The organism is Pseudomonas vranovensis (genome assembly GCF_040438935.1).
Taxonomy (GTDB): domain Bacteria; phylum Pseudomonadota; class Gammaproteobacteria; order Pseudomonadales; family Pseudomonadaceae; genus Aquipseudomonas; species Aquipseudomonas vranovensis.
On record NZ_CP159259.1, the window covers coordinates 2,459,070 to 2,484,696 of the forward strand.

The window sequence follows — 25,627 nt, forward strand, 5'->3', positions numbered from 1 at the left end:
TCATCACGAAGGCCCTTACTATGGCGTTCGGGTGTACTGAGTTACAGATTCAGGTTTGGGGGATTTATACGGATCAGGGGCCTACAGGTTTTAGAACTGCACATCGAGAATGACACTGTCCTGATAAGCCCCGGCCGGCGGCGTGGCCTGGTCGGTGTAGAGTTTGGCGTTGTAGTTGAACACCTGGCTGCCATTACCAGTACCGGCACCGGGATTGATGTCGGCGTCAGTACTGGCTCGCCGCGCGCTGGCGAGTTTGCCCCACCGCACATTGCCGGCACTTTTGAAGATGTCGTAGGCCAGGTAGTTGTTGGCCGCCGACTTCATCCGCCGTCGGCCCACCGCGACGTTCTGGCCATCATCCAATCCCACGGTGTAGCTGCTGCCCTTGGTACAGGAAATGTTTACGTTACCGTTGACGGTGCCAAAGCCCGCCACCACCGGGGCGCTGCCAAAGCTGATGTTCGGTGTGGTGATCTGGCAGTCGTTGGTCACTGTCAGGCTGATAGTGAGGTTCATCGTGCCTTCGAGTTTCTGCCGCCCCAGGCAGAGGTTTCCCACACCAATGCCCCAGCAGTAGTCGATATCCCAGTACACCGACAGGGTTTCTTGATAAAGGCCGGCCGCAACGTTGGCTCCGAGCTGCGTCTTCAGGTAGATCGGCACCGACCGCGGCGTGGTCCCGCCCAGCAGCCCCAAGGCATCGATGATGCCGTTGCGGGCGAAGTCATAGGCCAGATTGCGGGTGATGGGGAAGCTGATGCTGTTGTTGGCGTACAAGGTGTACGGGATGACATCGCCGCTCGGCCCGACGAGCCCGATGGTGTTGCCGACCGGGCTGAACGTGGCGTAGAAGTGGTCATTGTTGCGCAGCAGTGTCAGCAGCGAACCGGTGCATTGCAGGCCGGCATTGGTGGTCGAAGCGGACTGCACTGCACTGAGCACCAGGGAGGAACTGACCGAGCCGAAGCTTGCCGGTGCCGTCGCCACCACTGCGCACAATCCATATGCCTGGGCACTGGTCAACAGGGCCAGGGCCGCCAGCAGGCGTTTCATCGGCATACCAGCGGCCCGATCAGCGGCACCTGCTGCTGATTGCCGTCCATCTTGAACTGCACCCGACAACGACCACCGCTGGCCAGCGCTACCTCAAGACTGTTGTCGGGTGACAGCCCTTCCAGGTAGACCAGCCCGTCCCAGCCCACCACCGCATGTGCGCCACTCTGCTCGTGCCGCACCTGGCTTCCCAACGGCAGGTCGTTGTGGCTGGCATCCACCAACTGGAGACTGGCCGCCACCACATTGTGCATCGGGAATTCCAGCAAATAGCCTGTACCACGACGCACTGCCACTTTCTGTTCGACCTGCTGCACCTGCACGGTGCTGGGCAGCTCCATCGGGTCGATTTCATACTTGCCCCGGTAGTAGCCGCTGCTCCAGGGCACCAGCAAGTGACCGTTCTTGTCGGTACGACCCACCCGTTGGTTTTCGTAGTTCACCGGCACATCGGCAAAGCCGTCGGTGCTGACGACCACAAAGGCATCGTCGATGCGGTTGGCGGCGAACACCCCGGCATCCATCCACACCAGCGAGCCACTGGCATCGGCCCACCGGGTCATGTTGCCGCCGCTACCATATACTCCGGCCTGCAGTTGCACCGACTGCAGGCGCCAGGTCAGGTCGGCCTGTCGGTAGGCCTCGCGGTCGCCATCGGCGTAACCGAGGTTGTAACCCACGCCGCCCTGGCTCGGCACCGCACGACTGTAGTTGACCCGCTGAAGGTTTTCCCCGGCCTGGTTGCGCTCCACACTCATGCTCAGGGTACCGCGCAGGTCGAACGGGATCACCCATTGCGCCTGCACCGCCCACTGGCTATCGCCGATCTCGCGGTTGGCCGACAGATACAGGCTGCTGTTGGCCCACAGCGACTTGCTCCAACTCAGGTTGAGCAACCGGGTGCGACTGTTGTCGCCGGCGCGCACGTCGAAATAACCGGCCCCCAGGCTGCCGTACTGGTCCAGGTTCAGGCTCAGCGTGGCTTGCTCGCTGCGCTGGCTCAGGCGCGCGTAGGGGCTGTCGACCAGCGACAAGTCGGCGTAATCGCCGTGGCGTTGCAGCCGCTGATAGTTGAAACCCAGGCGCCGGCTGTTGAACTGATACCCCAGGCTCACTTGCTGACCGCTGCGGCTGTCAAGGCTGCTCTGGCTCACTGCGCCGTTGACCACCCCCCAGTTGCCCACCTGCACGTTCGCACCCAGCCCGCCCAGGGCCAGGGACTCGGCCGCCTCGGCATGGCTTTCCAGGGTAATGACGTCGCTGAGCCCATAGCGCAGGCTGGCGGCAGCCACACCCGGGCCATAGGCAAAATCACGGATCGCGTAGTCACGACGCAGGTTGCCGGCGGCCACCGAGAAATCCGCCAGGCCTTTTTGCAGCAATGTGCTGGTGACATAGAACGGCAAGGTGGTCGACACCTGCCGGCCGAGGGCATCGGTAGTCACCACCACCGCCTCCCCTGCACCGTTGATGAACGGCACGTTGGTCAGGGTATAGGGGCCCGGCTGCAGGTCGGCGCTGGCGCTCTTGTAGCCGTTGATGAACAGGTCCACCGATGAAGGCACTGCTGCTTCACCAGCGAAGGCTGGCAGCGGATAGGTGACCAGGTCCGGGCGCACGCCAAAATCGCGTGAAAGCTGCAGGCCGCCCAGCCGCACCGAACTGGTCCAGGGCAAGGCGCCACTGAGCACGTCACCGACTTCCAGCGTCAGCAGACGCACTTCATCGGTGTAGCGCCAGGTGGTGTCGTAGCGGCGAAAGCCTTCCTGGCTGTCGTCGAATTCGTTGCCGCCCAAGGCCTGGCGCCATTGCCCGGTGGTCGACAGCGTACCCCAGCTGTCGAACAGGCGCAGTTCATTCCAGGCGGCCAGGTAGCGGCCGCCATCATCGGTGTCGTTCAGGTACAGGTCATAGTTGAACAACGCGCCGAAGCTGCTTCGCGCTTCGCTTGCCGGTGACAGTTGGCGGTTGCCGATGCGCTGGGTCGGCAGCCAGGCCGCCGGCACCTGCACCACCAGCCGCTGGCCCTGGCTGTCGTAGTCGCTGTGCAGGCCCGGGATACTGTCCAGTGCAACTTCAGTGCCGTGCTCGCCGGGCAGATCGATGCCTGCAGCCCGCAAGTCGACGGTGGCCATGTACAGGCGCCCGGCGCGTTGCTGCACCGGCACCAGCTCAGGGCTGCTCATCTGGTTGACCACCAGTTCCAGGAACAGCGGCGCGTCGGCGACCGCTTCCAGGCTGGCCGGGGGCGGCGGCAGCTCGCCGCCGAACAGCGGCGCACAGCCCAGCACGGTCAAGCCGCAAGCCCTCAGTGCCAGGCGGCGTGTCGCGGCCAGAAGAACACTCACACACAATATCCAACCATTGCCGGGTCCTCCCTGGCCCCTGTTGCGGTGCTACTTGCTGGTGTTCATTGGCCCTGATTCAGGGCTTGCGCCGGTTCCTGTCCGTTGACCCGGCCCTTGAGTACAGTGGCTGCCGTCATCGGCTGCGGTGCCGGCCAGCGCATACTTGCGCCGGGCAGCACGTAGCCCAGCAGGCCATCCACCAGCGGCCGGCTCTGACCGCCCTGCTGCAGCACCACGTCGGTCAGGCGCGCATGCACCGGTCCCGTGTTGCGGATTTCCACATAGGGCTTGCCCTGCACCGATACCTGTCGCCAGCTCAGCGCCGGCTTGCCGACCCCGGCGGCGCCGCGCTGGCCACTGGCATCGGCCTTGCCCCACAAGCCTTCGCCATAGACGAACAGGGGCACCGAATAGCGCATCTGGAAGCGGATTGCCGCTTGGGGTTTGTCGGCGCTGGCCGCAGGCGGCAACGCGGAGGGAATTTCATCGATGATGATGCGGTAGGCCTGCTCCTGGCCTACCGGTGAGGTACCGGTGCGGGTCAGGCGGATCAGTTGCTTTTGCCCCGGCGCAATGTTGGCCACGGGCGGGCTGCCGATGATTTCGCGTTGGGCCTGGTACTGATCGTCGAACTCGCCCTGGCGCCAGGCGAACACCCGTACCTGCAGGTTGGCCGGCTCGTTGCCGCGGTTCTCAAGCCACAAGGCGCCTGCCTTCTGGCCCGCCTCAAGCACCGGGTCGATCGGCCAGATCAACACCGAAGTAGCCGCCTGCAGCGGCACACTGCTGAACAATGCCAGCGCACAGGCCAATCCGTTGATTCGTTTGCGCATACCGTCAGCGCTAGCCCCCATGCCTTGCTCCTTGTTGTTGTAGCGTCCACTTTCCGGGCGTTAAAAGGTCAGTACCACCTGCACCACATCGGTGTAATTGCCGGCGGGCAGGTTGCCAGTCAGTTGGGCCCGGGCGTACACCGGCAGCTTGATGATTGCCGGATTGCTGTAGCTCACCGGTACACCCTGATTGATGCCCAGGCTTTGACTGAAACCGGCATCGCGAAACAGTTGATAGGCCACCAGCGAAGAACCGCTGCTGCGCTTGAGGTTGCGGGTACCGCTGGCGCTGTTCTGGCCGGCATCCACACTCATGCTCAAATTGACCCCGGGCGTGCACTGCAAGGTCACCGTGGTACCGCCGAGCGCAGTGGTCACGCTGCTGGTGGACAGCGCCGAGTAACTGCCGAAATCCAGGCTGCCGTAGTTGCTTGCGCCCCCCTCCACCAGGCAACCGGCGACCACCGTGGCACTGACCTGAAAGGTGCTGGTGAGCGCCGCATCCAGCGGCGAAGTTACGCTGCACAGCAGCAGTGCCAGCAACCTGGGCAACGCCCGGCGCACGGTTCAGAAGCTCAGCTCGACCGCCACCGTGTCGGTGTACACACCGGCCGGCAGGCCCGGTTTGCCAACGGCCTGGCCGTAAAGGTTCACCGTCTGCGCCACGCCGGTGCTGGTCGGCAGGGTAATCACCCCATCGATAGCCAACAACTGGGTATGACCTGCGTCGGTATAGAAGTCATAAGGCACGTAGTTGCCATTGCCGTCGGCCAGGGCCCGGCTGCCGCCGTCGGACTGGTTGTCATTGGTCCCGGTGCTCACCTTTATCGCCGGTATGGTGCCGCTGGAGCACAAGATGCTCATCGCGCCACCGGCACCGCCCAGCACCTGCGCATTCGCGGTAGTGAACAAGGCTTCCTGGCTGCCGAAATCCAGGGTGCCGAAGTCCTGTCCGGTGGCGCCGGTACCGCCATTGACCTGGCAACTGGCGATCAGCGTCAGGGTGGCGTTGATGTTGCCGGTCACGGTGGCCGCCTGGGCCTGGCTGCACAGCGCCAGGCCGACGCCGGCGAAGATAAAGCGGGAAATATACGGATGCATGAGTCACTCCTTGCGTATTACCAGTCCAGGGTCACCATCAGGGTGTCGCGGTAAATGCAGGCCGGCAGCGCCTTGGGATGGGCAACCAGCGCGCCGTAGATCGGAATCGGTACCTGCGCGCCACTGCTGACCGAAAAGTTCAGCGTCTGGCCAATGTCGTAGCGGGCCCGCCCGGTAGGGTCGGCAGACAGCTCGTAGGGAATCAGCACCCGGCCATTGCTCAGGCGCCGGGTAGCGCCATCGCCATTGGCGCCGCCATTGATACTCACGGTGAAGGCGCGCACGGCGGGGTTGCAACGTACCTGCAGGGTGCCATCACCCGCCGATTCGTCCAGGTGCGAGCGCAGCGGCGTGGTCCAACTGGGCCCCTGGCTGCCAAAGTCCAGAACCCCGGCACCGGGCGACTCGACCACCCCGGCACCTGGATCGCCGCTGATCTGACAGGCGCTGCTGATCACCAGCCGGGCCTGGATATGCCCGCTCATCGCGGCGAAGGCATCAGGGCTGACCAACAGCAATGGCGCAGCACTCAACAGCAGGAGTCGTTTCATACTGCCAGTTCCTTTAGCAGGCGCCGTTCCTGGCCTTACCAGGTCACGGTGACTTTGAGCAGGTCCGAGTAACCGCCCACGTGCGGTACCTGGGCCAAGCGGTCGATACGCGCGTACAGCGGCAAGTCCACCGAGCCTGAATCCGGTACTCGGGCATGCTGGGCAACATTGACCGGCAAGGGCATTCGCCAGGCCGGATCCTGAAACAAACGGTAGGGAATCGGCCGCGCCGAAGGTTGATCGCTGGCCAGGTAGCGGACTTCACCCACGCCACCGTGCTGACCGCCATCGACCTTCACCTGGTAAGCGGTGTCGGGGTTGCATTCAAGGCGGGGTGGGCGCTGGGCGAGCATCTGGCTACTCAGCGGCCCCTCGGGGTCATCCAGGCGCGCCGCGGCGCCAAAGTCCAGCACGCCCAAGGCCTGGGCGCCGGCATCGCGGGGCTGATGGATCAATACACAGCCACGCTGCACATCCACTTTGACTTCAACCATGAAATCGGCGGCGGCGGCGCGGTCAGCAACGACCAGCACGAGCGACGCGGCCAGAAAGTGTCCCTTCACCTTGTCTTCCTTCGACGCGGGATAAATCTGAAGTTCAGGGTAGCAGTGGACGAAAAACCTGCCAGCGTGCAGAAGAATGTACAAGTCCTGTACACCTTGTCCGGACGGACATTCACGGCCAGACAGCGCTGGCCGTTGCCGGTACGATTGGTTAAATTAGCCCCGCTCGCTCAAGCCGATGCTTGAGTCCGCAGCCCCTCAAGGAGCCCTGATTGTTGACGTTGCTGCCTTCCTGGATACGTTCGCTGCGCCCGTTTCGCAACCGCAGGCTTACCTCGTCACACGACGCCGCCGGGGTTGCCGGGACCGTTCGTCAGCATTTTCGCCAAAAGGCTTCGGCACAGGGATACACCCTGAGTCACGGACAGTTGCAGGTGATTGAACACTTCGCGGCCCAGGCGGCCCTGATCGATAACGGACAGGCCCGCAGCCTGTATCTGCATGGGGCGGTCGGTCGCGGTAAAAGCTGGCTGCTGGACGGCTTCTTCCAGGCCCTGCCCCACACGCACAAACGCCGACTGCACTTTCACGACTTTTTCGCCCGCCTGCACCAGGGCATGTTCGACCATCGTCATCAGGACGACGCCCTGGGCTGCACCCTCGATCAGTTGCTCGATGGGTGCCAGGTCCTGTGCTTCGATGAGTTCCACGTCCACGATATCGGTGATGCGATGCTGATCACCCGCCTGTTCCAGGCATTGTTCGCGCGGCGCATCTTCCTCTTGGTGACCTCCAACTACGCACCTGAAGGCCTGCTGCCCAACCCGCTCTACCACCAGCGATTCAAGCCGGTGATCCGCCTGATCAACAGCCACATGCACGTACTGGAGGTCGGTGGCGAACAGGACTATCGCAGCCTCCCCACCCACGCCAGCCAGCAGCGCTTCACCCAAGGGCACTACCTGTGGCCTGGCAGCCTTGCCCAGCGCCAGGCAATCGGCTTGCCGCCCTTCACTGAGGCACCCATCGATATTCCCGTGGGCAAGCGTGAATTGACCGCCAGGCTAAGCCAGCAAGGCACGGTCGGCTTTGATTTTGCCGAACTCTGCGAACAACCCACGGCGGTGATCGACTACCTGGAATTGGCCAAGCGCTTCGATCACTGGATTATCGACGGCCTGCCACGCCTGGAAGACTGCTCGATTGCAGCGCAGCAACGCTTCATCAACCTGGTGGATGTGCTTTACGACCAGGACAAACACCTGGTGCTAGTCGGCGCCGAGCCCCTAGTACAAAGCCTGGGCGGCACAGCGGCCGACCTTGCACGCACTCGCAGCCGCCTGGGGCAGCTCCGCCAGCTACAGGCCTCGGCCTGCCCGACCTGATTACCGGGCAGGCCGAGCAGTTCAGCCGGCCCGGGCGAGACTGGCCATGACCGCTTCGATTTCCCCCAGTACCGCGGGATCATCCAGGGTCGAGGGCGGCGTATAGGGCTGCTGGTCGGCGATCTTGCGCAACACCGCCCGCAGGATCTTGCCGGAGCGGGTCTTGGGCAGGCGCTTGACCACCCGCACCCGGTTGAAACACGCCAGAGCGCCGATCTGCTCGCGCACACTGGCCACCAGCTCGCTCTGCAACGCCGCTTCGCTGATGCCCTGACCATCCTTGAGCACCACCAGTGCCAACGGCACCTGGCCCTTGATCTCGTCGTGCACGCCAATCACCGCGCACTCGGCCACGGCTGGGTGACGGGCAACCAGGTCTTCCATTTCGCCGGTGGACAGGCGATGACCCGAAACGTTGATGACATCGTCGGTGCGCCCCATGATGTAGACGAAGCCGTCTTCATCCAGATAACCGCCATCGCCGGTGTGGTAATAGCCCGGATACGTGGTGAGGTAGGCGTCCAGGTAACGCTGGTGATCGCCCCACAGGGTTTGGCTGCAGCCTGGCGGCAATGGCAGGGCAATCACAATGGAGCCCTGCTGGTTGGCGCCGAGCAGTTGGCCTTCGTCGTCCAGCACGCGCACGTGATACCCCGGCACTGCGCGGTTGCTCGAACCGGGTCGCGCCGCGCAACCGTCCAGCCCGACACAGGGCGCAGTCACCGGCCAGCCGGTTTCGGTCTGCCACCAGTGGTCATGCACAGTCTTGCCGCTGGTGTTCTCCAGCCATTGGTGGGTACTGGAGTCGAGCTTCTCGCCGGCCAGGAACAACTGACGCAGGGAGCTCAAGTCATAGCGGCGCAGCAGTTCGCCTTCAGGGTCTTCCTTGCGGATCGCGCGCATGGCCGTTGGCGCGCAGAACAGCCCATTGACCCGGTACTGCTCCACTACCCGCCAGTAGGCACCGGCATCCGGGGTGCGAATTGGCTTGCCCTCGTAGAACACTGTGGTGCAGCCATTCATCAACGGCCCGTAGACGATCAGTGAATGGCCGACCACCCAGCCCACATCGGAGATGCCCCACCACACATCACCGGCCTGCATGCCATAGATATGGCGCATGGCAAAGCCCAGGGCCACGGCGTTGCCGCCATTCTCGCGCACGATGCCCTTGGGTTTGCCGGTGGTGCCGGAGGTATACATGATGTACAGCGGGTCGGCGGCGGCCAGCTCGACTGGCGCCACCGGGCCGGCCCCGGCCACCGCTGCCTGCCAGTCCAGGTCGCGGCCTTCGACCAGGTTGGCCTGGACCTGTGGGCGTTGCAGCACCAGCACCTGACGCGGTTGGTGCTTGGCCAGCTGCAGTGCGCGATCTACCAGCGGCTTGTATTCGATGACCCGATCGAACTCCAGCCCGCAGGAGGCCGTGAGCAGCAACTTGGGCCGGGCATCGTCGATACGCAGCGCCAGCTCATTGGCGGCAAAGCCGCCGAATACCACCGAATGCACGGCGCCGATACGGGCACAGGCCAGCATCGCCATGGCTGCCTGGGGCACCATGGGCATATAGATGATCACCCCGTCACCCTTCTCCACGCCGAGCGAGCGCAGCAACCCAGCCAGGCGCGCGACTTCGTCGCGCAACTGCGAATACGTGAACGATTGCTGGCTGCCGGTTACCGGCGAGTCATAGATCAGCGCCGTCTGCTCGCCGCGGCCTTGCTCGATCTGATGATCCAGCGCCAGGTAGCAACTGTTCAGGCGCCCGTCGGCGAACCACTGGTGGGTGCCATCGGCGTTTTCACTGAGGGTATTGAGCGGTTTGCGGTACCAGGCCAGGCGATCGGCCTGTTCGGCCCAGAAAGCGGCGGGGTCGGCAATGGAATGGGCGTGGCTGTGCTGATAAGTCATCGTTACTGAACCCTGGGCTTGTTGTTATTAAAAAGGGCGAATAACGATTATGGCCATCAACGGCCTGGGTGCCAGGCGACTTAAGTCTCATCAGACATGCACAAATGTCGCGGCCGAAAAAATCGCGGGGCAAGCCTGCTCCTACCGGGGTAGAAGCGGGTTTGCCCCGCGATAAACCTTCAGGGTCGAATCAACCCGCCAGGCCTACATACACGTTCTGCACATCGTCATTGTCATCAATGGCATGCAGGAACGCCTCGACCTCGGCCATCTGCTCATCGCTCAAACCGCCGACCGGGTTCTTCGGCGTGTAGCCGATCTTGGCCGAGCTCACGGTGAAGCCAAACTCCGGCAGCGCCTTCTGCACGGCATCCAGGTCCGTGGTGTCAGTGATGAACAGGGTCGCCCCTTCTTCTTCACCTTCCTCGAAATCCTGCGCACCGGCTTCGATCGCCGCCATTTCCGGGTCGGCATCAGCGCTGGCCGGGGAAGCCTCGATCAGGCCGACGTGGTTGAAGTCCCAGGCCACCGAACCCGAAGCACCCAGCTGGCCCTTGCGGAACAGCACACGAATCTGCGCCACGGTTCGGTTGACGTTGTCGGTCAGGCATTCGACGATCAGCGGCACCTGATGCGGGGCAAAGCCTTCATAGGTCACCAGGGTGTACTGCACCGCATCGCCATCCAGGCCAGCACCCTTGCGGATCGCCCGTTCCAGGGTCTCGCGGGTCATCGAGGCCTTTTTGGCCTGCTCGATCGCAAGGCGCAAGCGCGGGTTCATGTCCGGGTCAGCGCCGGATTTGGCAGCGATCTGGATCTCTTTGGACAGCTTGCCCATGATCTTGCCCTTGGCGTTGGCTGCTGCTTCTCTATGCTTGGCTTTCCACTGTGCGCCCATCTCGACTCTCTTGTTTCAGGTGCCGGTTCAGGTAGCGACCGGCAAAGTGGGTGCAGTTTATACATCCTCGTTGTGGCAATCGACAAAAAAACTGCTCAGGCCTTGTCGGCTTTGCCCGCCGCCGCGGCAAAGCGGGCCAGGCGTACATCCAGGCGGCGCGGCCGATGGCCGTGGTCTTCGGCCTGCTCCTTGCGACGAATGGCATTGCGCACCATCAACGACCCCAGGTAGCGGATCGGTTCGGGCGGAAAATACCCGAGCGGACCGTTGACCAGCGGTGAGCGAGTCCAGGCGTTGTCCACGCCCAGTACCAGCGACGAGAGGATCTGCCCGCCCATGTGGCAGGGGCCCACCCCGCTGCCCGAGTAGCCAAAGCCGTAGAACACATTGCCCTGGGCGCCGAGCGTGCCAAAGAACGGCAAGCCCGTGACGGAGCGGTCGGACGGACCATTCCAGGTGGCTGCCACCGGTACTTGGGCAAGGCTTGGGAAAAACTCGGCGAGGCTGCGGCGCAACAACCCTTCGTAGGGTGAAGGCTGGTCGAACACCGGCAGCATCCGTCCGCCGTAGGCGAAGGTATTGCCGCCCTTGCCGAGCATCAGCCGGCCATCGCTGGTGTTGTGGTAGTAGTGAACGAAAATCCGAGAATCGAGCACGCTGACACCGCTGGTAAGCCCCATCTGCCCCAGCAACTCCGGCCGGGGCTCGGTGATGATCATGTCGCTGGAGACAATCGCCACACTGCGCTCGAACTGCGGGAAGGCTCGCGCCATCCAGGCATTCAGGGCCAGCACCACGCGGTCCGCACGAACGGCGCCGCGGGTGGTTTCCACCACGGCCTGCGGCCCTTCCTGCAGGCCGGTCATGGCAGTGTTTTCATGAATTCGCACGCCCTTGTGCAAGGCAACCCGGCGCAGGCCGCGCACCAGTTTGCCGGGCTGCACCGTGGCAGCGGCCGGCGAGAACCAGCCTTCCAGGTGCTTGGCCGAGCCCGCCATGCGCTGCACCTGCTCCACTGGCAAACGCTGGAAGGAGTTGATGCCCTGGCGCTCAAGTGCGGCGATCACACCGTCGGTGGCGCCCATCTGGGCACGGTTGGTGGCGGTATAGAGGGTACCGTCCAGCCGGTAATCGGCATCGATGCCATGGGCGCGGCAAAAGTCGCCGATGGCATAGATGCTCTGCTCCGACGCCTGCACCAGGCGTACCGCCTCCTGCAGGCCAAACAGTCGTTCGAGGGTGAAGTACTTGGCCGACCACGACAACGCACAACCGCCGTTGCGCCCACTGGCCCCGGCACCGCAGATGTCGGCTTCGATCAGCACGACGTCCAGGGCCGGGTTCTGTTCCTTGAGCATCAGCGCGGTCCACAGCCCTGTGTAGCCACCGCCGACGATGCACACATCGGCACGGGTGTCGGCGGCCAGGGGTGGGCACGCGGGCGCATCTTCCTGATCCAGCGCCTGTTGCAGCCAGAAGGGTCTCATGGTCGGTTTCCTCGAAAGTCTCAGGTACGCAGGGGTTTGATTGCCATGGCGGTGTTGGGCGCGACCGCCGGGGTATGCTCGGCCAAGGCCAGGCTGTTCCAGTGCGGCACCAGTACCAGCGCCGAGAACAGGGCACAGGCGGCAAACACGATGAACACCGTGACGCCGTCAAAGTAGCCCGGCAGCAGGCCACCGAGGATCGCCCCCACCGAACCGCAGCCGTTGACGAAGCCTGCCGCCGTGGCGCCAGCCTTGGCCGTGCCGAAGTCGATGGCAGCGGCGCCGCTGATCATCGAGTCTGGCCCGTACAGGGTCAGGCCCATGACGAACAGCAAGGCCACTACCAACAGCACGCTGCCGCTTTGCATCGCCCCCATGAACAGCGCCAACACCACGGTGAGTACCAGCAGGCTGATGACGCAGGCCGGCATGCGCCGGGCGCCGAAGAGCTTGTCGGAGGCCAGGCCGATCATGATCGGGCCCAACAGACCGGCCAGTTCAAAAGCGGTAGGGATAATCGCCGCACCGACCTTGCCCACCGAGGGCATCTGTTCGAAGACGATGACCGGGCCCCACAACAAGATGGCGTAGCGCGCTGGCTTGAGCATGAAGTACGCAAGGCCCAGGGTCAGCACCGTGCGGTTGCGCAGGATCTCGCGCAGTGGCGCCCACACGCTGCAGATCGTAGTGCCGGGCACCATGCTTTCAGGCTCTGGCTCTACCGCCGGCAGGCCGACGTCTTCAGGCTTGTTGCGCTGGAGGAAAAAGAACAGCACCGCCACCACCGCCACCACCGCGGCACTGGAGAAAAACGCCGCATGCCAGGTGCCGATCAGGGTGTACGCCCACCACCCGGCAAACGGTGAAGCCACCAGGCCGCCGAAGGCATAGCATGAACTCCATAGCCCCAGTACCCGTCCGCGTTGCGACGAGGGGAAGAAGCTGCCGATGTTCTTGCACAGCCCCGCCCAGCCTGTGGACTGCGCCAGGCCCTGGACCAGCATGCAGGTCGCGAAGATCGGAAAGGTGGCGTAGCTGCCCATGACCAGGGCCGCGGCCGCCGAGATGATCAAACCGCCCAGCACCACCACCCGTGGACCGAAGCGGTCGGCAAGCATGCCCCAGGTGAACTGCCCAACCGCATAGGCCGCCAGATAGATGGCGTCGAGGTTGGCCATGGCCATTTTGTCGAGGGTAAAGCTTGGGTCTTCGCCGATGCCGAGCTTGGCCACCGAGAAAGCTTTGCGGGTGAAGTAGAACGCGGCGTAGGCAATCCAGGTGATAGCAAAGATCTGCACGCGCCAACGCTTTATATCTGCACTGTATTTGTTCATGGTGACTCTGACCTCGGAGCTTGAGTGTGCCGGCAGAATTTTTAAAAACGCCTGTGTTTTTCTTGTGTTGCGCACTGCGTGACGACCGGTCAGGGTCGACACCTGGTCAGATGGAACCTGGAGCATGCGGGTATTGTTATACGTTGTCAGCCAGGCCCATGACCCGCTGGTCACTGCAAGAGACGCACCGGGCTGAAAGAGATAGAAACAATTACTGACTGATAAATAAAATCGATTTATCGTATTTCACAAATAAGCTCAGCTTGTAACAGGTGCTGTGATGTCGGTTTCCCACGCTCAGTTGAAAGCCTTCCATGCCGTCGCCCTGCACGGCAGCTTCACCCGCGCCGCCGAACGGTTGTTCCTGACTCAGCCGGCGATCTCCGATCAGGTGCGGAAACTGGAGGAGCGCTTCGGCGTTTTGCTGTTTCACCGCAATAAGCGCTCGGTGCAGTTGACCGACCTGGGCGAGCGCCTGCTGGCCATCACCCAGCGCCTGTTCGTGTGTGAGGCCGAAGCCCACGAACTGCTCCAGGATTCACGCGCGTTGCAGACCGGCACCCTGGTGCTGGCGGTGGATGCGCCGGTACACGTGCTGCCGCAAATTGCCCAGTTCTGCCAGCAGTACCCCGGCATTCACGTCAAGATCGAAACCGGCAACACCGACGAGTCGCTGCTGCGGCTGTTCAACTACCAGGCCGACCTTGCCCTGCTGGGCCGCGATGTGGATGACGAGCGCCTGCTGTGCGTGCCGATGCGCAGCGACCCGATGGTGGCGTTCGTGTCCCATAACCACCCCTGGGCCAGCCGTGGCTCTATCAGCCTGGCTGACCTTGATGACACGCCGATCGTCCTGCGCGAGCCGGGCTCGGTGACCCGCCAGACCCTGGAAGAAGAAATGCAACGGGCCGGCCTGCGTATCCGCCCGGCGATCCAGGTCGAAGGCCGGGAGGCAGCGCGCGAGGCGGTAGTGGTGGGGATTGGCGTGGGGGTGGTGTCGGCGGCCGAATTCGGTGCCGATGCGCGGGTGTGCGCGTTGCCGATCGTGGATTGTCAGCGGCGGATGACCGAGACATTGGTGTGCTTGCGCGAACAGAGTTCACGGCGCCTTGTGGCGACGTTCTTGCAGATGGTTCGGGACAGTCTTTGAGATCACCATCGCAGGGCAAGCCACCGGTAGGCGTATGTGCCTAGCCGCAACCTGACAACATTTGATTGGTGATTGTTCGCGGGGCAAGGCCGCTCCTGCAGGAGCGCGCTTGCCCGCGAAAAACCGCTACGCTGCCTCCCTCCCCCGCGCCACCGCCTGGGCCGCCGCCAGCATCGCGCGCAACAACACCGCGCATCCATCGGCCAGGTCCTCGGGTGCGGCATTCTCGATTTCGTTATGGCTGATCCCGCCCTCGCACGGCACGAAAATCATCCCCGCCGGCCCCAGCTCGGCCAGGAAGATCGCGTCATGTCCCGCTCCGCTGACTATATCCATGTGCGACAGCCCCAACCCCTGCGCCGCACTGCGTACCGCCTCCACACAGCCGTGCTCGAAATACAGCGGCGGAAAGTCGGCCGTCGGTGTCAGGGTGTGGCTCAAACCATGCTGTTCGCAGGTACTGGCAATGACATCCTTGACCTGGGCAATCATCGAGTCCAGCCGAGCGGGCTCCAGGTGGCGGAAGTCCAGGGTCATGCGCACCTCGCCCGGAATCACGTTGCGCGACCCTGGATACGCCTGCAGGCAACCCACCGTGCCACAGGCATGGGGCTGGTGTTCCAGGGCCACGCGGTTGACCGCCGCCACCACTGCGCTGGCACCCACCAAGGCGTCCTTGCGCAGGTGCATCGGGGTCGGCCCGGCATGGGCCTCGACACCGCGCAGGGTCAGGTCGAACCACTTCTGCCCAAGCGCTCCCAGTACCACGCCGATGGTCTTGCGCTGGTCCTCAAGGATCGGCCCCTGTTCGATATGCGCCTCGAAATACGCCCCCACCGGATGGCCACTGACCGCGCGCGGCCCGGCATAGCCGATGGCGTTGAGCGCTTCACCGACCGTGATTCCCTCGGCATCGGTCTTGGCCAGGGTATCGGCCAGGGTGAATTTATCGGCAAACACCCCGGACCCCATCATGCACGGCGCAAAGCGCGAGCCCTCCTCGTTGGTCCAGACCACCACTTCAAGCGGTGCCTCGGTTTCAACCTTCAGGTCGTTGAGCGTGCGCATCACCTCTAGCCCGGCCAGCACCCCGAAGCAACCATCGAACTTGCCGCCGGTGGGCTGGGTGTCGATGTGGCTGCCGGTCATCACCGGCGGCAGTTGCGGGTTGCGACCCGGACGGCGGGCAAAGATATTGCCCACGCCGTCGATGCTCACGGTACAGCCCGCCTCCTGGGTCCACTTGACGAACAGGTCGCGGGCCTGGCGGTCCAGGTCGGTCAGCGCCAGGCGGCACACGCCGCCCTTGACCGTGGCGCCCAATTGGGCCAGGTCCATCAGCGACTGCCAGAGCCGCTCACCGTTGATATGACGCAAGCTCGATTGCAGGACGTCCTGTGTGCTTTGCATGGGTTACCTCCATCAGGTGCCTGGCCTCTGGGGGCCATGGGCGTTACACAGTGGGTTTGAAACTGGCCGTGCGCGCCGCCTTGAGCGTGCCCAGGGCGAAGTAGATCAAGCCCCCCAGGGCGGAACCGGTGAACCAGCCAAAGTCGTAGAACCAGCTGAACGCCTGGCTTTGCAACGACAGCAGGGTCAGCACCACGGGCACCCCGAAGGCGATGAAGCCGGCGACGTTCCAGGCCGGGTAGACGTCGTCGCGGTACAGGCCGGCCAGGTCCAGGGTTTGCCTGCGGATCAGGAAGTAGTCCACCACCATGATCCCGGCAATCGGCCCCAGCAGGCTCGAATAACCCAGCAGCCAGTTGGAATAGACGCTTTCAAGGCTCACATCGCTGACGATCCAGCCAAGTTTCTTCAGCAACTCGTGGCCCATCAGGAGCAAACCGACAAGGCCAGTCAGCAGTACCGCCTTGGTGCGGCCAATCCACTTGGGAGCCAGGTTCTGGAAGTCATTGGTGGGCGAAACGATGTTCGCGGCGGTGTTGGTCGACAGCGTGGCGATGATGATCAGCGCCATGGCCAGCGCCACCCACATCGGGCTCTGTATGTGGCCGATCAGGTTGACCGGGTCGGAGACCGTCTCGCCTACCAGCGTTTGGGAGGCGGCGGTGAGCACCACACCCAGGGCGGCGAACAGGAACATGGTCAGCGGCAGGCCCAGAATCTGCCCCAGAATCTGGTCCTTCTGGCTCTTGGCGTAGCGGCTGAAGTCGGGAATGTTCAACGACAGGGTAGCCCAGAACCCCACCATCGCCGTCAGCCCGGCGAAGAAGTAGCCATACACACTGGCCCCCTCCGGCCGTTTGGGCGGCTGTGCCATCAACTCGCTGATCGAGACATTGGGCAATGCCCACACCAGCAAGCCGGCGCCGACCAGCACCAGCAGCGGCGCCGACAGGGTTTCGAGCCACTTGATCGACTCGGCGCCACGCAGCACCACCCACAGGTTGAGGCACCAGAACAGCATGAAGCCGATCACCTCGCCGGTACCGCCCAGGGCTTTCCAGTCCGCCGACAGCGAGCCCAGGAACAGGTGGATGGCCAACCCGCCGAACATCGTCTGGATACCGAACCAGCCGCAGGCCACCAGGGCGCGGATCAGGCACGGCACATTGGAGCCGAGGATGCCAAATGAGGAGCGCAGCAACACCGGGAAGGGAATGCCGTACTTGGTGCCTGGAAAGGCGTTGAGCGTCAGCGGGATCAGTACCACGGTGTTGGCCAGCAGGATCGCCAGCAACGCCTCCCCCACCGTCAGCCCGAAGTAGGCAGTGAGCACCCCGCCGAGGGTGTAGGTCGGCACGCAGATCGACATGCCGACCCACAACGCGGTGATGTGCCATTTGTTCCAGGTGCGCTCGTACACCTTGGTCGGGGCGATGTCGTGGTTATAGCGGGGGCTGTCGAGGACGTCGCTGCCGGCCTCGAGTTCATATAAGCCGTCGCGCTCGCTCACTTGCGATCTGGTCTGCTGCATGGCCGCTCCACTGTTGTTGTGTTTTTTGCTCATCGTGACGATGGCTGGAGTACTTGCACGGGCATTGCGGGCAATCACGGGTGCCCATGTGAAATCTTGACCATTTCCACAACCTGTCAAGAACGACAGGACCACTGGTCGTTTTCCCTGCCAACACGAAAATCATTTAAATCTATGTAAATCAACTAGTTAACTTGATTATTAGCTTATTTTTAAATTATTTGCCCTATCCAGAATCGCCGACTAGATTCAATTCCTGACAGCGATGACAGGTTTTGACCTACGCTGTGATGAGTACAAAACCTAGAACCGGCAACAACCGGTCAAGCCTGCGAGGAGCATCTGATGACGCTTTTGATTCGTGGCGCCACCCTGATTACCCATGAGGAAAGTTATCGCGCCGACGTGCTCTGTGCCGACGGAGTGATCAAGGCCATCGGCACCGACCTCGACATTCCCAGCGGTTGCGAGATGCTCGATGGCAGCGGCCAGTACCTGATGCCAGGCGGCATCGACCCCCACACCCACATGCAATTGCCCTTCATGGGTACGGTCGCCAGCGAAGACTTTTTCAGCGGCACTGCCGCAGGGCTTGCCGGCGGCACCACCTCGATCATCGACTTTGTGATCCCCAACCCGCAGCAATCGCTGCTCGAAGCCTTTCACCAGTGGCGCGGCTGGGCGGAAAAGTCGGCCGCCGACTACGGCTTTCACGTAGCCATTACCTGGTGGAGCGAACAGGTGCGCCAGGAGATGGGCGAACTGGTGAGCCAGCACGGTATCAACAGCTTCAAGCACTTCATGGCCTACAAGAACGCGATCATGGCCGCCGACGACACCCTGGTCGCCAGCTTCGAGCGCTGCCTGGAACTGGGCGCGGTGCCCACCGTGCATGCCGAGAACGGCGAGTTGGTCTATCACCTGCAACGCAAGCTGCTGGCCGAGGGCATTACCGGGCCCGAGGCGCATCCGCTGTCGCGCCCTTCGCAAGTGGAGGGCGAGGCGGCCAGCCGCGCCATCCGCATTGCCGAAACCCTGGGCACGCCGGTGTACCTGGTGCATGTGTCCACCCGCGAGGCGCTCGATGAAATCAGCTATGCCCGCGCCAAAGGCCAGCCGGTGTACGGCGAGGTACTGGCCGGGCACCTGCTGCTGGACGACAGTGTCTACCGCCATCCCGACTGGCAGACCGCAGCCGGCTATGTGATGAGTCCACCCTTCCGCCCACGCAAGGACGGCCACCAAGAAGCGCTCTGGGGCGGCCTGCAATCGGGCAACCTGCACACCACCGCCACCGACCACTGCTGCTTCTGTGCCGAGCAGAAAGCCGTCGGACGCGACGACTTCAGCCGCATTCCCAACGGCACCGCCGGCATCGAAGACCGCATGGCTGTGCTCTGGGATGAAGGGGTGAACAGCGGGAAATTGTCGATGCAGGAATTTGTCGCGCTGACCTCCACCAATACCGCGAAGATCTTCAACCTGTTCCCGCGCAAGGGCGCCCTGCGCGTGGGCGCCGATGCCGACCTGGTGCTCTGGGACCCGCAGGGCACCCGGACCATCTCGGCCGCCACCCACCATCAACAGGTGGACTTCAACATCTTCGAAGGCAAGACCGTGCGTGGCATCCCCAGCCACACCATCAGCCAGGGCAAGCTGGTCTGGGCCAATGGCGACCTGCGCGCCGAGCGCGGTGCTGGCAGGTATATCGAGCGGCCGGCATACCCGGCGGTGTTCGACCTGCTGAGCAAGCGAGCCGAGCATTTACGCCCGACTGCCGTTAAGCGTTGATGCATCGCGGGTCAAGCCCGCTCCTACCGGCTAGGAGCGGGCTTGACCCGCGAAAAAACAATAAAAAAAGAGGAACCCACCGTGATCGATTCCCTCAACCATCTCCCCCGACCGACCGCCGACAACGCCACCCTGGCCGAGCACTTCAGCGACCTGGCGCCACCGCTCAACGCCCGCCAGGCCGCCCTGGAAGCCTCGCGCTGCCTGTATTGCTACGACGCACCGTGCGTCAATGCGTGCCCCAGCGATATCGACATTCCCTCGTTTATCCGCAACATTCACCAGGAGAACGTCCAGGGCGCAGCGCAGAAAATTCTCGAGGCCAATATCCTCGGCGGCAGCTGTGCACGGGTCTGCCCGACCGAAATCCTCTGCCAGCAAGCCTGCGTGCGTAACCATCACCAGGAGTGTGCCCCGGTGCTGATCGGCCAGTTGCAGCGCTATGCCCTGGATCACGCCGAGTTTGCCGCACATCCGTTCCAGCGCGCGGCCACTACCGGCAAGCGTATTGCCGTGGTCGGCGCCGGGCCTGCCGGTTTGTCCTGTGCCCATCGCCTGGCCTGGCACGGCCATGACGTGGTGATCTTCGAGGCCCGGCCCAAGGCCGGAGGCCTGAACGAGTACGGCATTGCCAAGTACAAGGTGGTCGACGACTTCGCCCAGCGCGAGGTGGATTTCGTACTGCAGATCGGTGGTATCGAGATCCGTCACGATCAGGTGCTGGGCCAAAACCTCAGCCTGGCCGAACTGCAGCAACAGTTCGATGCGGTGTTCCTCGGCCTTGGATTGAATGCCAGCCGCCAGTTGGGCCTGGCCGACGAAAGTGCCCCAGGCATGGTGGCCGCCACCGACTACATCCGGGAACTGCGCCAGGCCGACGACCTCAGCGCCCTGCCCCTGGCCAACCGCTGCATCGTGCTCGGTGCCGGCAACACCGCTATCGACATGGCCGTGCAGATGGCCCGCCTGGGCGCGCGCGACGTCAACCTGGTGTACCGCCGCGGCATCGAGGACATGGGAGCCACCGAACACGAACAGCACATTGCCAAAGAGAACCAGGTGCGCCTGCTCACCTGGGCCCAGCCCGAACAGGTGTTGCTGGACGATCAGGGCCGGGTATGCGGCATGCGTTTCGCCCGCACACGGCTGGTCGAAGGCCGCCTGCAATCCACCGGCGAAACCTTCGAACTGGCCGCCGATGCAATCTTCAAGGCCATCGGCCAGGCCTTCGACGAGCAGGCCCTGAGCGACACCTGTGCCCAGGCACTGGCCCGCGACGGCGATCGCATCCGCGTTGACGAACACATGCGCACCAGCCTGCCCGGGGTGTATGCCGGCGGCGACTGCACCCACCTTGGCCAGGACCTCACCGTCCAGGCCGTGCAGCACGGCAAGCTGGCCGCCGAGGCCATCCACGCCCAACTGATGCTCAATGTGGAGGCTGCTTAAATGGCTGACCTGTCAATCGAATTCGCTGGTATCAAGGCGCCCAACCCGTTCTGGCTGGCCTCCGCCCCACCCACCGACAAAGCCTACAACGTGGTCCGCGCCTTCCAGGCCGGCTGGGGTGGCGTGGTCTGGAAAACCCTCGGCGAAGACCCGGCCGCCGTCAACGTTTCGTCGCGCTACTCGGCCCACTACGGGATCAACCGCGAGGTCATGGGCATCAACAACATCGAGCTGATCACCGACCGCTCGCTGGAGATCAACCTGCGGGAAATCACCCAGGTGAAGAAGGACTGGCCCGACCGTGCGCTGATCGTGTCATTGATGGTGCCGTGCGTGGAGGAATCCTGGAAAGCCATCCTGCCGCTGGTGGAGGCCACTGGCGCCGACGGCATCGAACTGAACTTCGGTTGCCCCCACGGCATGCCCGAGCGCGGCATGGGCGCGGCGGTCGGCCAAGTGCCGGAATACGTCGAGCAGGTCACCCGCTGGTGCAAGATGCACTGCTCGCTGCCGGTGATCGTCAAGCTTACCCCCAACATCACCGACATCCGCCAGTCGGCCCGTGCCGCGCACCGTGGCGGAGCTGACGCGGTGTCGCTGATCAACACCATCAACTCGATCACCAGCGTCGACCTCGAGCGCATGGTCGCCCTGCCCATCGTCGGTGACATGAGCACCCACGGCGGCTACTGCGGTTCTGCGGTCAAGCCCATTGCCCTGAACATGGTCGCCGAAATTGCCCGCGACCCAGCCACCCGCGGCCTGCCCATCAGCGGCATCGGCGGTATCGGCAGCTGGCGGGATGCGGCCGAGTTCATCGCCCTGGGCTGCGGTTCCGTTCAGGTCTGCACTGCCGCCATGCTCCACGGTTTTCGCATCGTCGAAGACATGAAGGACGGACTCTCGCGCTGGATGGACAGCCAGGGCTACCGCAGCCTGCAAGACTTCAGTGGCCGCGCCGTGGGCCATACCACCGACTGGAAGTACCTGGACATCAACTACCAGGTGATTGCCAAGATCGACCAGGAGGCCTGTATCGGTTGTGGTCGTTGCCACATAGCCTGCGAAGACACCTCGCACCAGGCCATCGCCAACCTCAAGCAGGCCGATGGCAGCCACCGCTACGAGGTGATCGACGCCGAGTGCGTGGGCTGCAACCTGTGCCAGATCACCTGCCCGGTGGAGGACTGCATCGAGATGGTGCCCCAGGACACCGGCAAGCCGTTCCTTGACTGGCTGCACGACCCGCGCAACCCTTATCGCGAAGCCTCCTGACTGGCGAGGAGTCAACCGCCATGCTGTACCGCCTGGGCGCCGATGGATTGGTATTGCTGCATCTGCTGTTCATTGTCTTCGTGCTACTGGGCGGGCTGTTGGTGCTCAAATGGCGCGGCGCCCTGTGGTGGCACCTGCCGGCCATGTGCTGGGGCATCGCCGTGGAGTTCCTGCACCTGCCCTGCCCGCTGACCGACTGGGAAAACGACCTGCGTCAGGCTGCCGGCATGGCGGGTTATGCGGGCGGCTTTGTCGAGCACTACGTCTGGCCGATCATCTACCCTGCCGGGCTGACCCCGGGCATCCAGTGGGTGCTCGGGGGTGTGGTGGTGCTGGTCAATGCCGTGATCTACCTGTGGCTGTTCGTCAGCGCGTGGCGACGATGAACAAGCGCGGGAACGGCAGCAGCACCTTGCCGTCTGCCGCCGCCGGATAGTCGTGCTGCATGGCCTGCAGGTAAAGCTGGAGGAAGTCCGCCTGCTCCTGCTCGCCCAAGGCAGCCAGGTAAGGCCGCAGCGCCGACCCCTTGAACCACTCCACCACTGCCTGGGCACCGCCCATCAACGGGTGGTAATAGGTGGTTCGCCAGACATCCACCTGGCGACAGTGCGGGCTGAGTACATCGTAGTAAAAGGCGGCGCTATGGCGTGGCGGGTGCTTGATCGCGCCGATCTTGTCGGCCCAGGGACCACGGCTGGCGATCTCCCGGGCCTGGCGGTGGGCCGGCTCGTCGAGGTTGTCCGGGGTCTGGATGGCCAGGCTGCCGCCTTCGCTCAGTTGCCTGGCCAGATGCGGATACAACAGCGCGTGATCGGGCAGCCACTGCAACGAAGCGTTGGCCAGGATCACATCCATGCCCTGAGGGGCTGTCCAGGTGCCGATTTCACCCAGCTCGAACTCAATGCCCTGCAACCGCTGGCGGGCGGCAGCGAGCATGTCCCTGGAGCTGTCCAGCCCCGTGACGGCCGCCTCGGGGTAACGCTTGGCCAGCACCTGGGTCGAATTGCCCGGGCCACAACCAAGGTCGATGGCGGTGCGAATGGCCCGTTGCGGCAGTGCTGCCACCAGGTCGCGCACCGGCCGGGTGCGTTCGTTCTCGAAGGTGCTGTATTGCGCGGCTGACCAGGTCATTGCAGGGTCCTTGTTAATCGGTGAGAAATGCGATTGTAGCCCGCCCCTTCCTTGTAAGATAAACGCACTTTCCCACCTCGAACGGACGCCCGCCATGCCCCTGCACATCCGCCCAGCCCGGCGCGAAGACGCTGCCCGCATCCTTGCCTTCATCACTGAACTGGCCGACTACGAACGTGCCCGCCATGAAGTGATCGCCTCGGTAGAAGATGTCGAGCGCACCCTGTTCGACGTCGGCGCCAAGGCCAAGAGCCTGATCTGCGAGCGCGACGGCCAGGCCATTGGCTACGCCGTGTACTTCTACAGCTACTCGACCTGGCTGGGGCGCAACGGTATCTACCTTGAAGACCTGTACATCACGCCGGAACAACGTGGCGGTGGCGCGGGCAAGACCTTGCTGCGCCATATCGCCCAGGAAGCCTGCGACAACGACTGCGGACGCCTGGAGTGGAGCGTACTGGACTGGAACGAGCCAGCGATCCAGTTCTACCGCTCACTGGGTGCGCAGCCCCAGGATGAATGGGTACGCTACCGCCTGGAAGGCGAAGGCCTGAAGGCATTTGCAGGCCAATAAGCCGACGCCTTACGGCTCCAACCCGATCCCGCGCAAAATCACACTGGTCACCGTCTGTACCGCCCGCTCGAACTGCAGGTCGGTCAACGGCTGGTGATCATTGAGCAACCCTACCTGGTGGCTGAAATCCGCATAGTGCTGGGTCGACGCCCAGATCATGTACAACAGCCCCGAAGGCTCCACCGCCAGGATCCGGCCATCCTCGATCCACTGGCGGATCTTGGCCTCTTTCATCTTCGCCCAGCCATACAGCGGATCATCCAGCGCCGCGCCAAGATTCGGCGCACCATGGATGATCTCGTTGGCCCACACCTTGGAGCCATAGGGCCGGGTCCGCGAATGGATCATCTTGGCGCGGATATAGCTCGACAGCACGATGCGCGGATCATCATAGAGTTCGAAGCACAAGGCATCCTGCTTCCACACTTCGAGCAGGCCAAACAGCACCGCCTGGTACAGCTCGGCCTTGGTGCTGAAGTAATAATGCACATTGCTGCGCGGCAACTGCGCCGCCTCGGCGATGTCGGCCATGGCCGTGCCGGCGAAGCCTTTTTCGGCAAAGACCTGTTCGGCCGCCAGGAGGATGTTGTCAACATTGCGTTGACGAATGCTGAGCTTGTGCCGGGTCATGACCAGATCCATTGCGACTGACCCTGCAAGGCTACCACCAGGCTTGGCGGATTCGTGCGGCGCAGGCAAAAAAGTTGTGTTGTAACAGGGATTTTTCCCACGCCGCACACTGGCAATACTGCACGCCTCACTTGCAATCGCCCTTCTCGAGGAGCCCTCCCATGTCCATTCCCCTGCTCGGCCTCGGTACATTCCGTCTCAAGGACCAGGTCGTCATCGACTCGGTCAGCCAGGCACTGGCGCTTGGCTACCGTGCCATCGACACCGCCCAGATCTACGGCAACGAGGCCGAGGTCGGCCACGCCATGGCCGCCAGCGGTATCCCCCGCGACCAGCTATTCCTGACCAGCAAGATCTGGACTGAAAACCTGGGTGCCGACAAGCTGATCCCAAGCCTCAAGGACAGCCTGAGCAAGCTGCGCACCGATTACCTGGACCTGACCCTGATCCACTGGCCGTCACCCCAGGGCGCGGTGCCGGTCGCCGAGTTCATGGGCGCCCTGGAAGAAGCTCGTGCCCAGGGCCTGACCCGCCAGATGGGCGTGTCCAACTTCACCATCGACCTACTGCGCCAGGCCATCGCCGTGGTCGGCAAAGAGGCCATCGCGACCAACCAGATCGAACTGCACCCCTACCTGCAGAACCGCACCCTGGTCGAGTTCATGCACAGCCAGGGCATCGCCGTGACCTCGTACATGACCCTGGGCTACGGCAAGGTCCTGCAGGACCCGGTGATCCTGGAGATCGCCGGGCAGCACAACGCCACCCCGGCGCAGGTGACATTGGCCTGGGCGATGCAATTGGGCTATGCGGTGATCCCATCCTCGACCCGTCGCGAAAACCTGGCCGGCAACCTCAAGGCCCGCGAACTGAAACTTAACGACGAGGACATGGCCCGCATCGCGGCGCTGGACAGTGGACTGCGCTTGACCAACCCCGAAAGCCTGGCACCCGCCTGGGACTAATCGTGGTCGCTGCAGGCCTGTGCGAGCTTCAGGTACTGCAGCGTGTGTTGCTGGCCCGCCGAGTCGACATAGACCATGCGCGCCTTGACCACATCGCAGAGTTCGGTGGCAGGCTCACTCATGTCGAGCACCTGGGCAATGTCCAGTGGCATGCCGTAGTGGTAGACAGCGGTAGGTGAATCAGCTTGGGCGCTGGCGGTCAACAGCAGGCCAAGCCCCATTGCCAGGCTTGATAGAGTTCGCAGGTACATGGCGACGCTCCTGTTCGAGTGCAAGAGGTTCACCGGTGTGCCGGAGAACCCCGACCCTTAAAG

General features: G+C 63.4%; 24 protein-coding genes. 8 read left to right on the plus strand and 16 right to left on the minus strand.

The annotated features are described in order from the left end of the window. Window positions 1–90: 90 nt before the first annotated feature. The 7 genes from ABVN19_RS11295 to ABVN19_RS11325 form a co-directional block, all read right to left on the minus strand. Complete coding sequence (locus ABVN19_RS11295; RefSeq protein WP_105641987.1) at window positions 91–1,056, minus strand: spore coat U domain-containing protein; 966 nt, start codon at window positions 1,054–1,056, stop codon at window positions 91–93. Then, a complete protein-coding gene (locus ABVN19_RS11300; RefSeq protein WP_028946092.1) occupies window positions 1,053–3,374 on the minus strand; it encodes a fimbria/pilus outer membrane usher protein in 2,322 nt (773 codons plus the stop codon). The genes ABVN19_RS11295 and ABVN19_RS11300 overlap by 4 nt, the downstream gene beginning before the upstream one ends. Window positions 3,375–3,466: 92 nt before the next feature. Then, entirely contained in the window at window positions 3,467–4,237 is a 771-nt protein-coding gene (locus ABVN19_RS11305; RefSeq protein ID WP_028946091.1) for a molecular chaperone, read from the minus strand. Between the two features lie 60 nt (window positions 4,238–4,297). Further along, window positions 4,298–4,801, minus strand: coding sequence for a spore coat U domain-containing protein (locus ABVN19_RS11310; RefSeq protein ID WP_051270731.1), 504 nt, complete (start codon window positions 4,799–4,801; stop codon window positions 4,298–4,300). 3 nt (window positions 4,802–4,804) lie between these two features. After that, on the minus strand, window positions 4,805–5,338 hold the full coding sequence (locus ABVN19_RS11315; protein ID WP_105641986.1) for a spore coat U domain-containing protein: 534 nt from the start codon (window positions 5,336–5,338) through the stop codon (window positions 4,805–4,807). 17 nt (window positions 5,339–5,355) lie between these two features. Then, on the minus strand, window positions 5,356–5,889 hold the full coding sequence (locus ABVN19_RS11320; RefSeq protein WP_353632809.1) for a spore coat protein U domain-containing protein: 534 nt from the start codon (window positions 5,887–5,889) through the stop codon (window positions 5,356–5,358). Between the two features lie 35 nt (window positions 5,890–5,924). After that, window positions 5,925–6,383, minus strand: a complete 459-nt coding sequence (locus ABVN19_RS11325; protein WP_084168054.1) for a spore coat U domain-containing protein — start codon at window positions 6,381–6,383, stop codon at window positions 5,925–5,927. 284 nt (window positions 6,384–6,667) lie between these two features. On the opposite strand from ABVN19_RS11325, the gene zapE reads away from it, so the two are divergent. After that, window positions 6,668–7,777, plus strand: coding sequence for a cell division protein ZapE (zapE, locus tag ABVN19_RS11330; RefSeq protein ID WP_036990415.1), 1,110 nt, complete (start codon window positions 6,668–6,670; stop codon window positions 7,775–7,777). Window positions 7,778–7,798: 21 nt separating this feature from the next. On the opposite strand, the gene ABVN19_RS11335 is transcribed toward zapE, so the two are convergent. The 4 genes from ABVN19_RS11335 to ABVN19_RS11350 form a co-directional block, all read right to left on the minus strand. After that, on the minus strand, window positions 7,799–9,688 hold the full coding sequence (locus ABVN19_RS11335) for a propionyl-CoA synthetase (protein WP_028946085.1): 1,890 nt from the start codon (window positions 9,686–9,688) through the stop codon (window positions 7,799–7,801). 190 nt (window positions 9,689–9,878) lie between these two features. Continuing rightward, entirely contained in the window at window positions 9,879–10,586 is a 708-nt protein-coding gene (locus ABVN19_RS11340; protein WP_028946084.1) for a YebC/PmpR family DNA-binding transcriptional regulator, read from the minus strand. A 95-nt stretch (window positions 10,587–10,681) separates the two neighbouring features. Beyond that, on the minus strand, window positions 10,682–12,073 hold the full coding sequence (locus ABVN19_RS11345) for an FAD-dependent oxidoreductase (protein WP_105641985.1): 1,392 nt from the start codon (window positions 12,071–12,073) through the stop codon (window positions 10,682–10,684). A gap of 20 nt (window positions 12,074–12,093) precedes the next feature. Continuing rightward, a complete protein-coding gene (locus ABVN19_RS11350) occupies window positions 12,094–13,407 on the minus strand; it encodes an MFS transporter (protein ID WP_353632810.1) in 1,314 nt (437 codons plus the stop codon). Between the two features lie 280 nt (window positions 13,408–13,687). On the opposite strand from ABVN19_RS11350, the gene ABVN19_RS11355 reads away from it, so the two are divergent. Continuing rightward, the gene (locus tag ABVN19_RS11355; protein WP_028946081.1) at window positions 13,688–14,557 is read left to right on the plus strand and encodes a LysR family transcriptional regulator; all 870 of its coding nucleotides are present in this window, start codon (window positions 13,688–13,690) and stop codon (window positions 14,555–14,557) included. Between the two features lie 126 nt (window positions 14,558–14,683). Here ABVN19_RS11355 and ABVN19_RS11360 read toward each other — a convergent pair whose 3' ends face one another. Together ABVN19_RS11360 and ABVN19_RS11365 are read right to left on the minus strand one after the other, a co-directional pair. After that, on the minus strand, window positions 14,684–15,967 hold the full coding sequence (locus ABVN19_RS11360; protein WP_028946080.1) for a Zn-dependent hydrolase: 1,284 nt from the start codon (window positions 15,965–15,967) through the stop codon (window positions 14,684–14,686). Between the two features lie 43 nt (window positions 15,968–16,010). Next, window positions 16,011–17,498, minus strand: coding sequence for an NCS1 family nucleobase:cation symporter-1 (locus tag ABVN19_RS11365; protein WP_028946079.1), 1,488 nt, complete (start codon window positions 17,496–17,498; stop codon window positions 16,011–16,013). Between the two features lie 345 nt (window positions 17,499–17,843). On the opposite strand from ABVN19_RS11365, the gene hydA reads away from it, so the two are divergent. The 4 genes from hydA to ABVN19_RS11385 all read left to right on the plus strand — a co-directional run bounded on the left by hydA (window position 17,844) and on the right by ABVN19_RS11385 (window position 22,399). Further along, window positions 17,844–19,289 (plus strand): dihydropyrimidinase, encoded by a 1,446-nt coding sequence (gene hydA / locus ABVN19_RS11370; protein WP_105641984.1) that lies wholly within the window; start codon window positions 17,844–17,846, stop codon window positions 19,287–19,289. An 81-nt stretch (window positions 19,290–19,370) separates the two neighbouring features. Then, complete coding sequence (locus tag ABVN19_RS11375) at window positions 19,371–20,738, plus strand: NAD(P)-dependent oxidoreductase (protein ID WP_105641983.1); 1,368 nt, start codon at window positions 19,371–19,373, stop codon at window positions 20,736–20,738. Next, on the plus strand, window positions 20,739–22,013 hold the full coding sequence (gene preA / locus ABVN19_RS11380) for an NAD-dependent dihydropyrimidine dehydrogenase subunit PreA (protein WP_105641982.1): 1,275 nt from the start codon (window positions 20,739–20,741) through the stop codon (window positions 22,011–22,013). It abuts the gene before it with no gap. A gap of 20 nt (window positions 22,014–22,033) precedes the next feature. Beyond that, window positions 22,034–22,399 (plus strand): DUF2784 domain-containing protein, encoded by a 366-nt coding sequence (locus ABVN19_RS11385; RefSeq protein ID WP_028946075.1) that lies wholly within the window; start codon window positions 22,034–22,036, stop codon window positions 22,397–22,399. Here ABVN19_RS11385 and tam read toward each other — a convergent pair. After that, complete coding sequence (tam, locus tag ABVN19_RS11390; protein ID WP_028946074.1) at window positions 22,380–23,144, minus strand: trans-aconitate 2-methyltransferase; 765 nt, start codon at window positions 23,142–23,144, stop codon at window positions 22,380–22,382. The two genes, ABVN19_RS11385 and tam, sit on opposite strands and share 20 nt — an antisense overlap. A 94-nt stretch (window positions 23,145–23,238) precedes the next feature. Between tam and ABVN19_RS11395 the strand changes: the two genes are divergently transcribed. After that, window positions 23,239–23,718, plus strand: coding sequence for a GNAT family N-acetyltransferase (locus ABVN19_RS11395; protein ID WP_028946073.1), 480 nt, complete (start codon window positions 23,239–23,241; stop codon window positions 23,716–23,718). 9 nt (window positions 23,719–23,727) lie between these two features. Here ABVN19_RS11395 and ABVN19_RS11400 read toward each other — a convergent pair whose 3' ends face one another. Further along, entirely contained in the window at window positions 23,728–24,348 is a 621-nt protein-coding gene (locus ABVN19_RS11400; RefSeq protein ID WP_028946072.1) for a TetR/AcrR family transcriptional regulator, read from the minus strand. 161 nt (window positions 24,349–24,509) lie between these two features. Between ABVN19_RS11400 and dkgB the strand changes: the two genes are divergently transcribed. After that, window positions 24,510–25,313, plus strand: a complete 804-nt coding sequence (dkgB, locus tag ABVN19_RS11405; protein ID WP_028946071.1) for a 2,5-didehydrogluconate reductase DkgB — start codon at window positions 24,510–24,512, stop codon at window positions 25,311–25,313. Here dkgB and ABVN19_RS11410 read toward each other — a convergent pair. Next, window positions 25,310–25,564 carry a DUF2790 domain-containing protein gene (locus tag ABVN19_RS11410; RefSeq protein WP_084168045.1) on the minus strand — a complete coding sequence of 85 codons (255 nt, stop codon included), beginning with the start codon at window positions 25,562–25,564 and terminating at the stop codon, window positions 25,310–25,312. The genes dkgB and ABVN19_RS11410 overlap by 4 nt on opposite strands. Window positions 25,565–25,627 lie beyond the last annotated feature (63 nt).

Coding starts and splice junctions, on each gene's coding strand:
- ABVN19_RS11315 (WP_105641986.1), bottom strand. CDS start 5,338: ATGCATCCGTATATTTCCCGCTTTATCTTCGCCGGCGTCGGCCTGGCG.
- ABVN19_RS11355 (WP_028946081.1), top strand. CDS start 13,688: ATGTCGGTTTCCCACGCTCAGTTGAAAGCCTTCCATGCCGTCGCCCTG.
- ABVN19_RS11400 (WP_028946072.1), bottom strand. CDS start 24,348: ATGACCCGGCACAAGCTCAGCATTCGTCAACGCAATGTTGACAACATC.
- dkgB (WP_028946071.1), top strand. CDS start 24,510: ATGTCCATTCCCCTGCTCGGCCTCGGTACATTCCGTCTCAAGGACCAG.
- tam (WP_028946074.1), bottom strand. CDS start 23,144: ATGACCTGGTCAGCCGCGCAATACAGCACCTTCGAGAACGAACGCACC.
- ABVN19_RS11395 (WP_028946073.1), top strand. CDS start 23,239: ATGCCCCTGCACATCCGCCCAGCCCGGCGCGAAGACGCTGCCCGCATC.
- ABVN19_RS11360 (WP_028946080.1), bottom strand. CDS start 15,967: ATGCAAAGCACACAGGACGTCCTGCAATCGAGCTTGCGTCATATCAAC.
- ABVN19_RS11385 (WP_028946075.1), top strand. CDS start 22,034: ATGCTGTACCGCCTGGGCGCCGATGGATTGGTATTGCTGCATCTGCTG.
- ABVN19_RS11410 (WP_084168045.1), bottom strand. CDS start 25,564: ATGTACCTGCGAACTCTATCAAGCCTGGCAATGGGGCTTGGCCTGCTG.
- ABVN19_RS11340 (WP_028946084.1), bottom strand. CDS start 10,586: ATGGGCGCACAGTGGAAAGCCAAGCATAGAGAAGCAGCAGCCAACGCC.
- ABVN19_RS11305 (WP_028946091.1), bottom strand. CDS start 4,237: ATGCGCAAACGAATCAACGGATTGGCCTGTGCGCTGGCATTGTTCAGC.
- hydA (WP_105641984.1), top strand. CDS start 17,844: ATGACGCTTTTGATTCGTGGCGCCACCCTGATTACCCATGAGGAAAGT.
- ABVN19_RS11350 (WP_353632810.1), bottom strand. CDS start 13,407: ATGAACAAATACAGTGCAGATATAAAGCGTTGGCGCGTGCAGATCTTT.
- preA (WP_105641982.1), top strand. CDS start 20,739: ATGGCTGACCTGTCAATCGAATTCGCTGGTATCAAGGCGCCCAACCCG.
- ABVN19_RS11325 (WP_084168054.1), bottom strand. CDS start 6,383: ATGGTTGAAGTCAAAGTGGATGTGCAGCGTGGCTGTGTATTGATCCAT.
- ABVN19_RS11295 (WP_105641987.1), bottom strand. CDS start 1,056: ATGAAACGCCTGCTGGCGGCCCTGGCCCTGTTGACCAGTGCCCAGGCA.
- ABVN19_RS11345 (WP_105641985.1), bottom strand. CDS start 12,073: ATGAGACCCTTCTGGCTGCAACAGGCGCTGGATCAGGAAGATGCGCCC.
- ABVN19_RS11335 (WP_028946085.1), bottom strand. CDS start 9,688: ATGACTTATCAGCACAGCCACGCCCATTCCATTGCCGACCCCGCCGCT.
- ABVN19_RS11320 (WP_353632809.1), bottom strand. CDS start 5,889: ATGAAACGACTCCTGCTGTTGAGTGCTGCGCCATTGCTGTTGGTCAGC.
- ABVN19_RS11365 (WP_028946079.1), bottom strand. CDS start 17,498: ATGCAGCAGACCAGATCGCAAGTGAGCGAGCGCGACGGCTTATATGAA.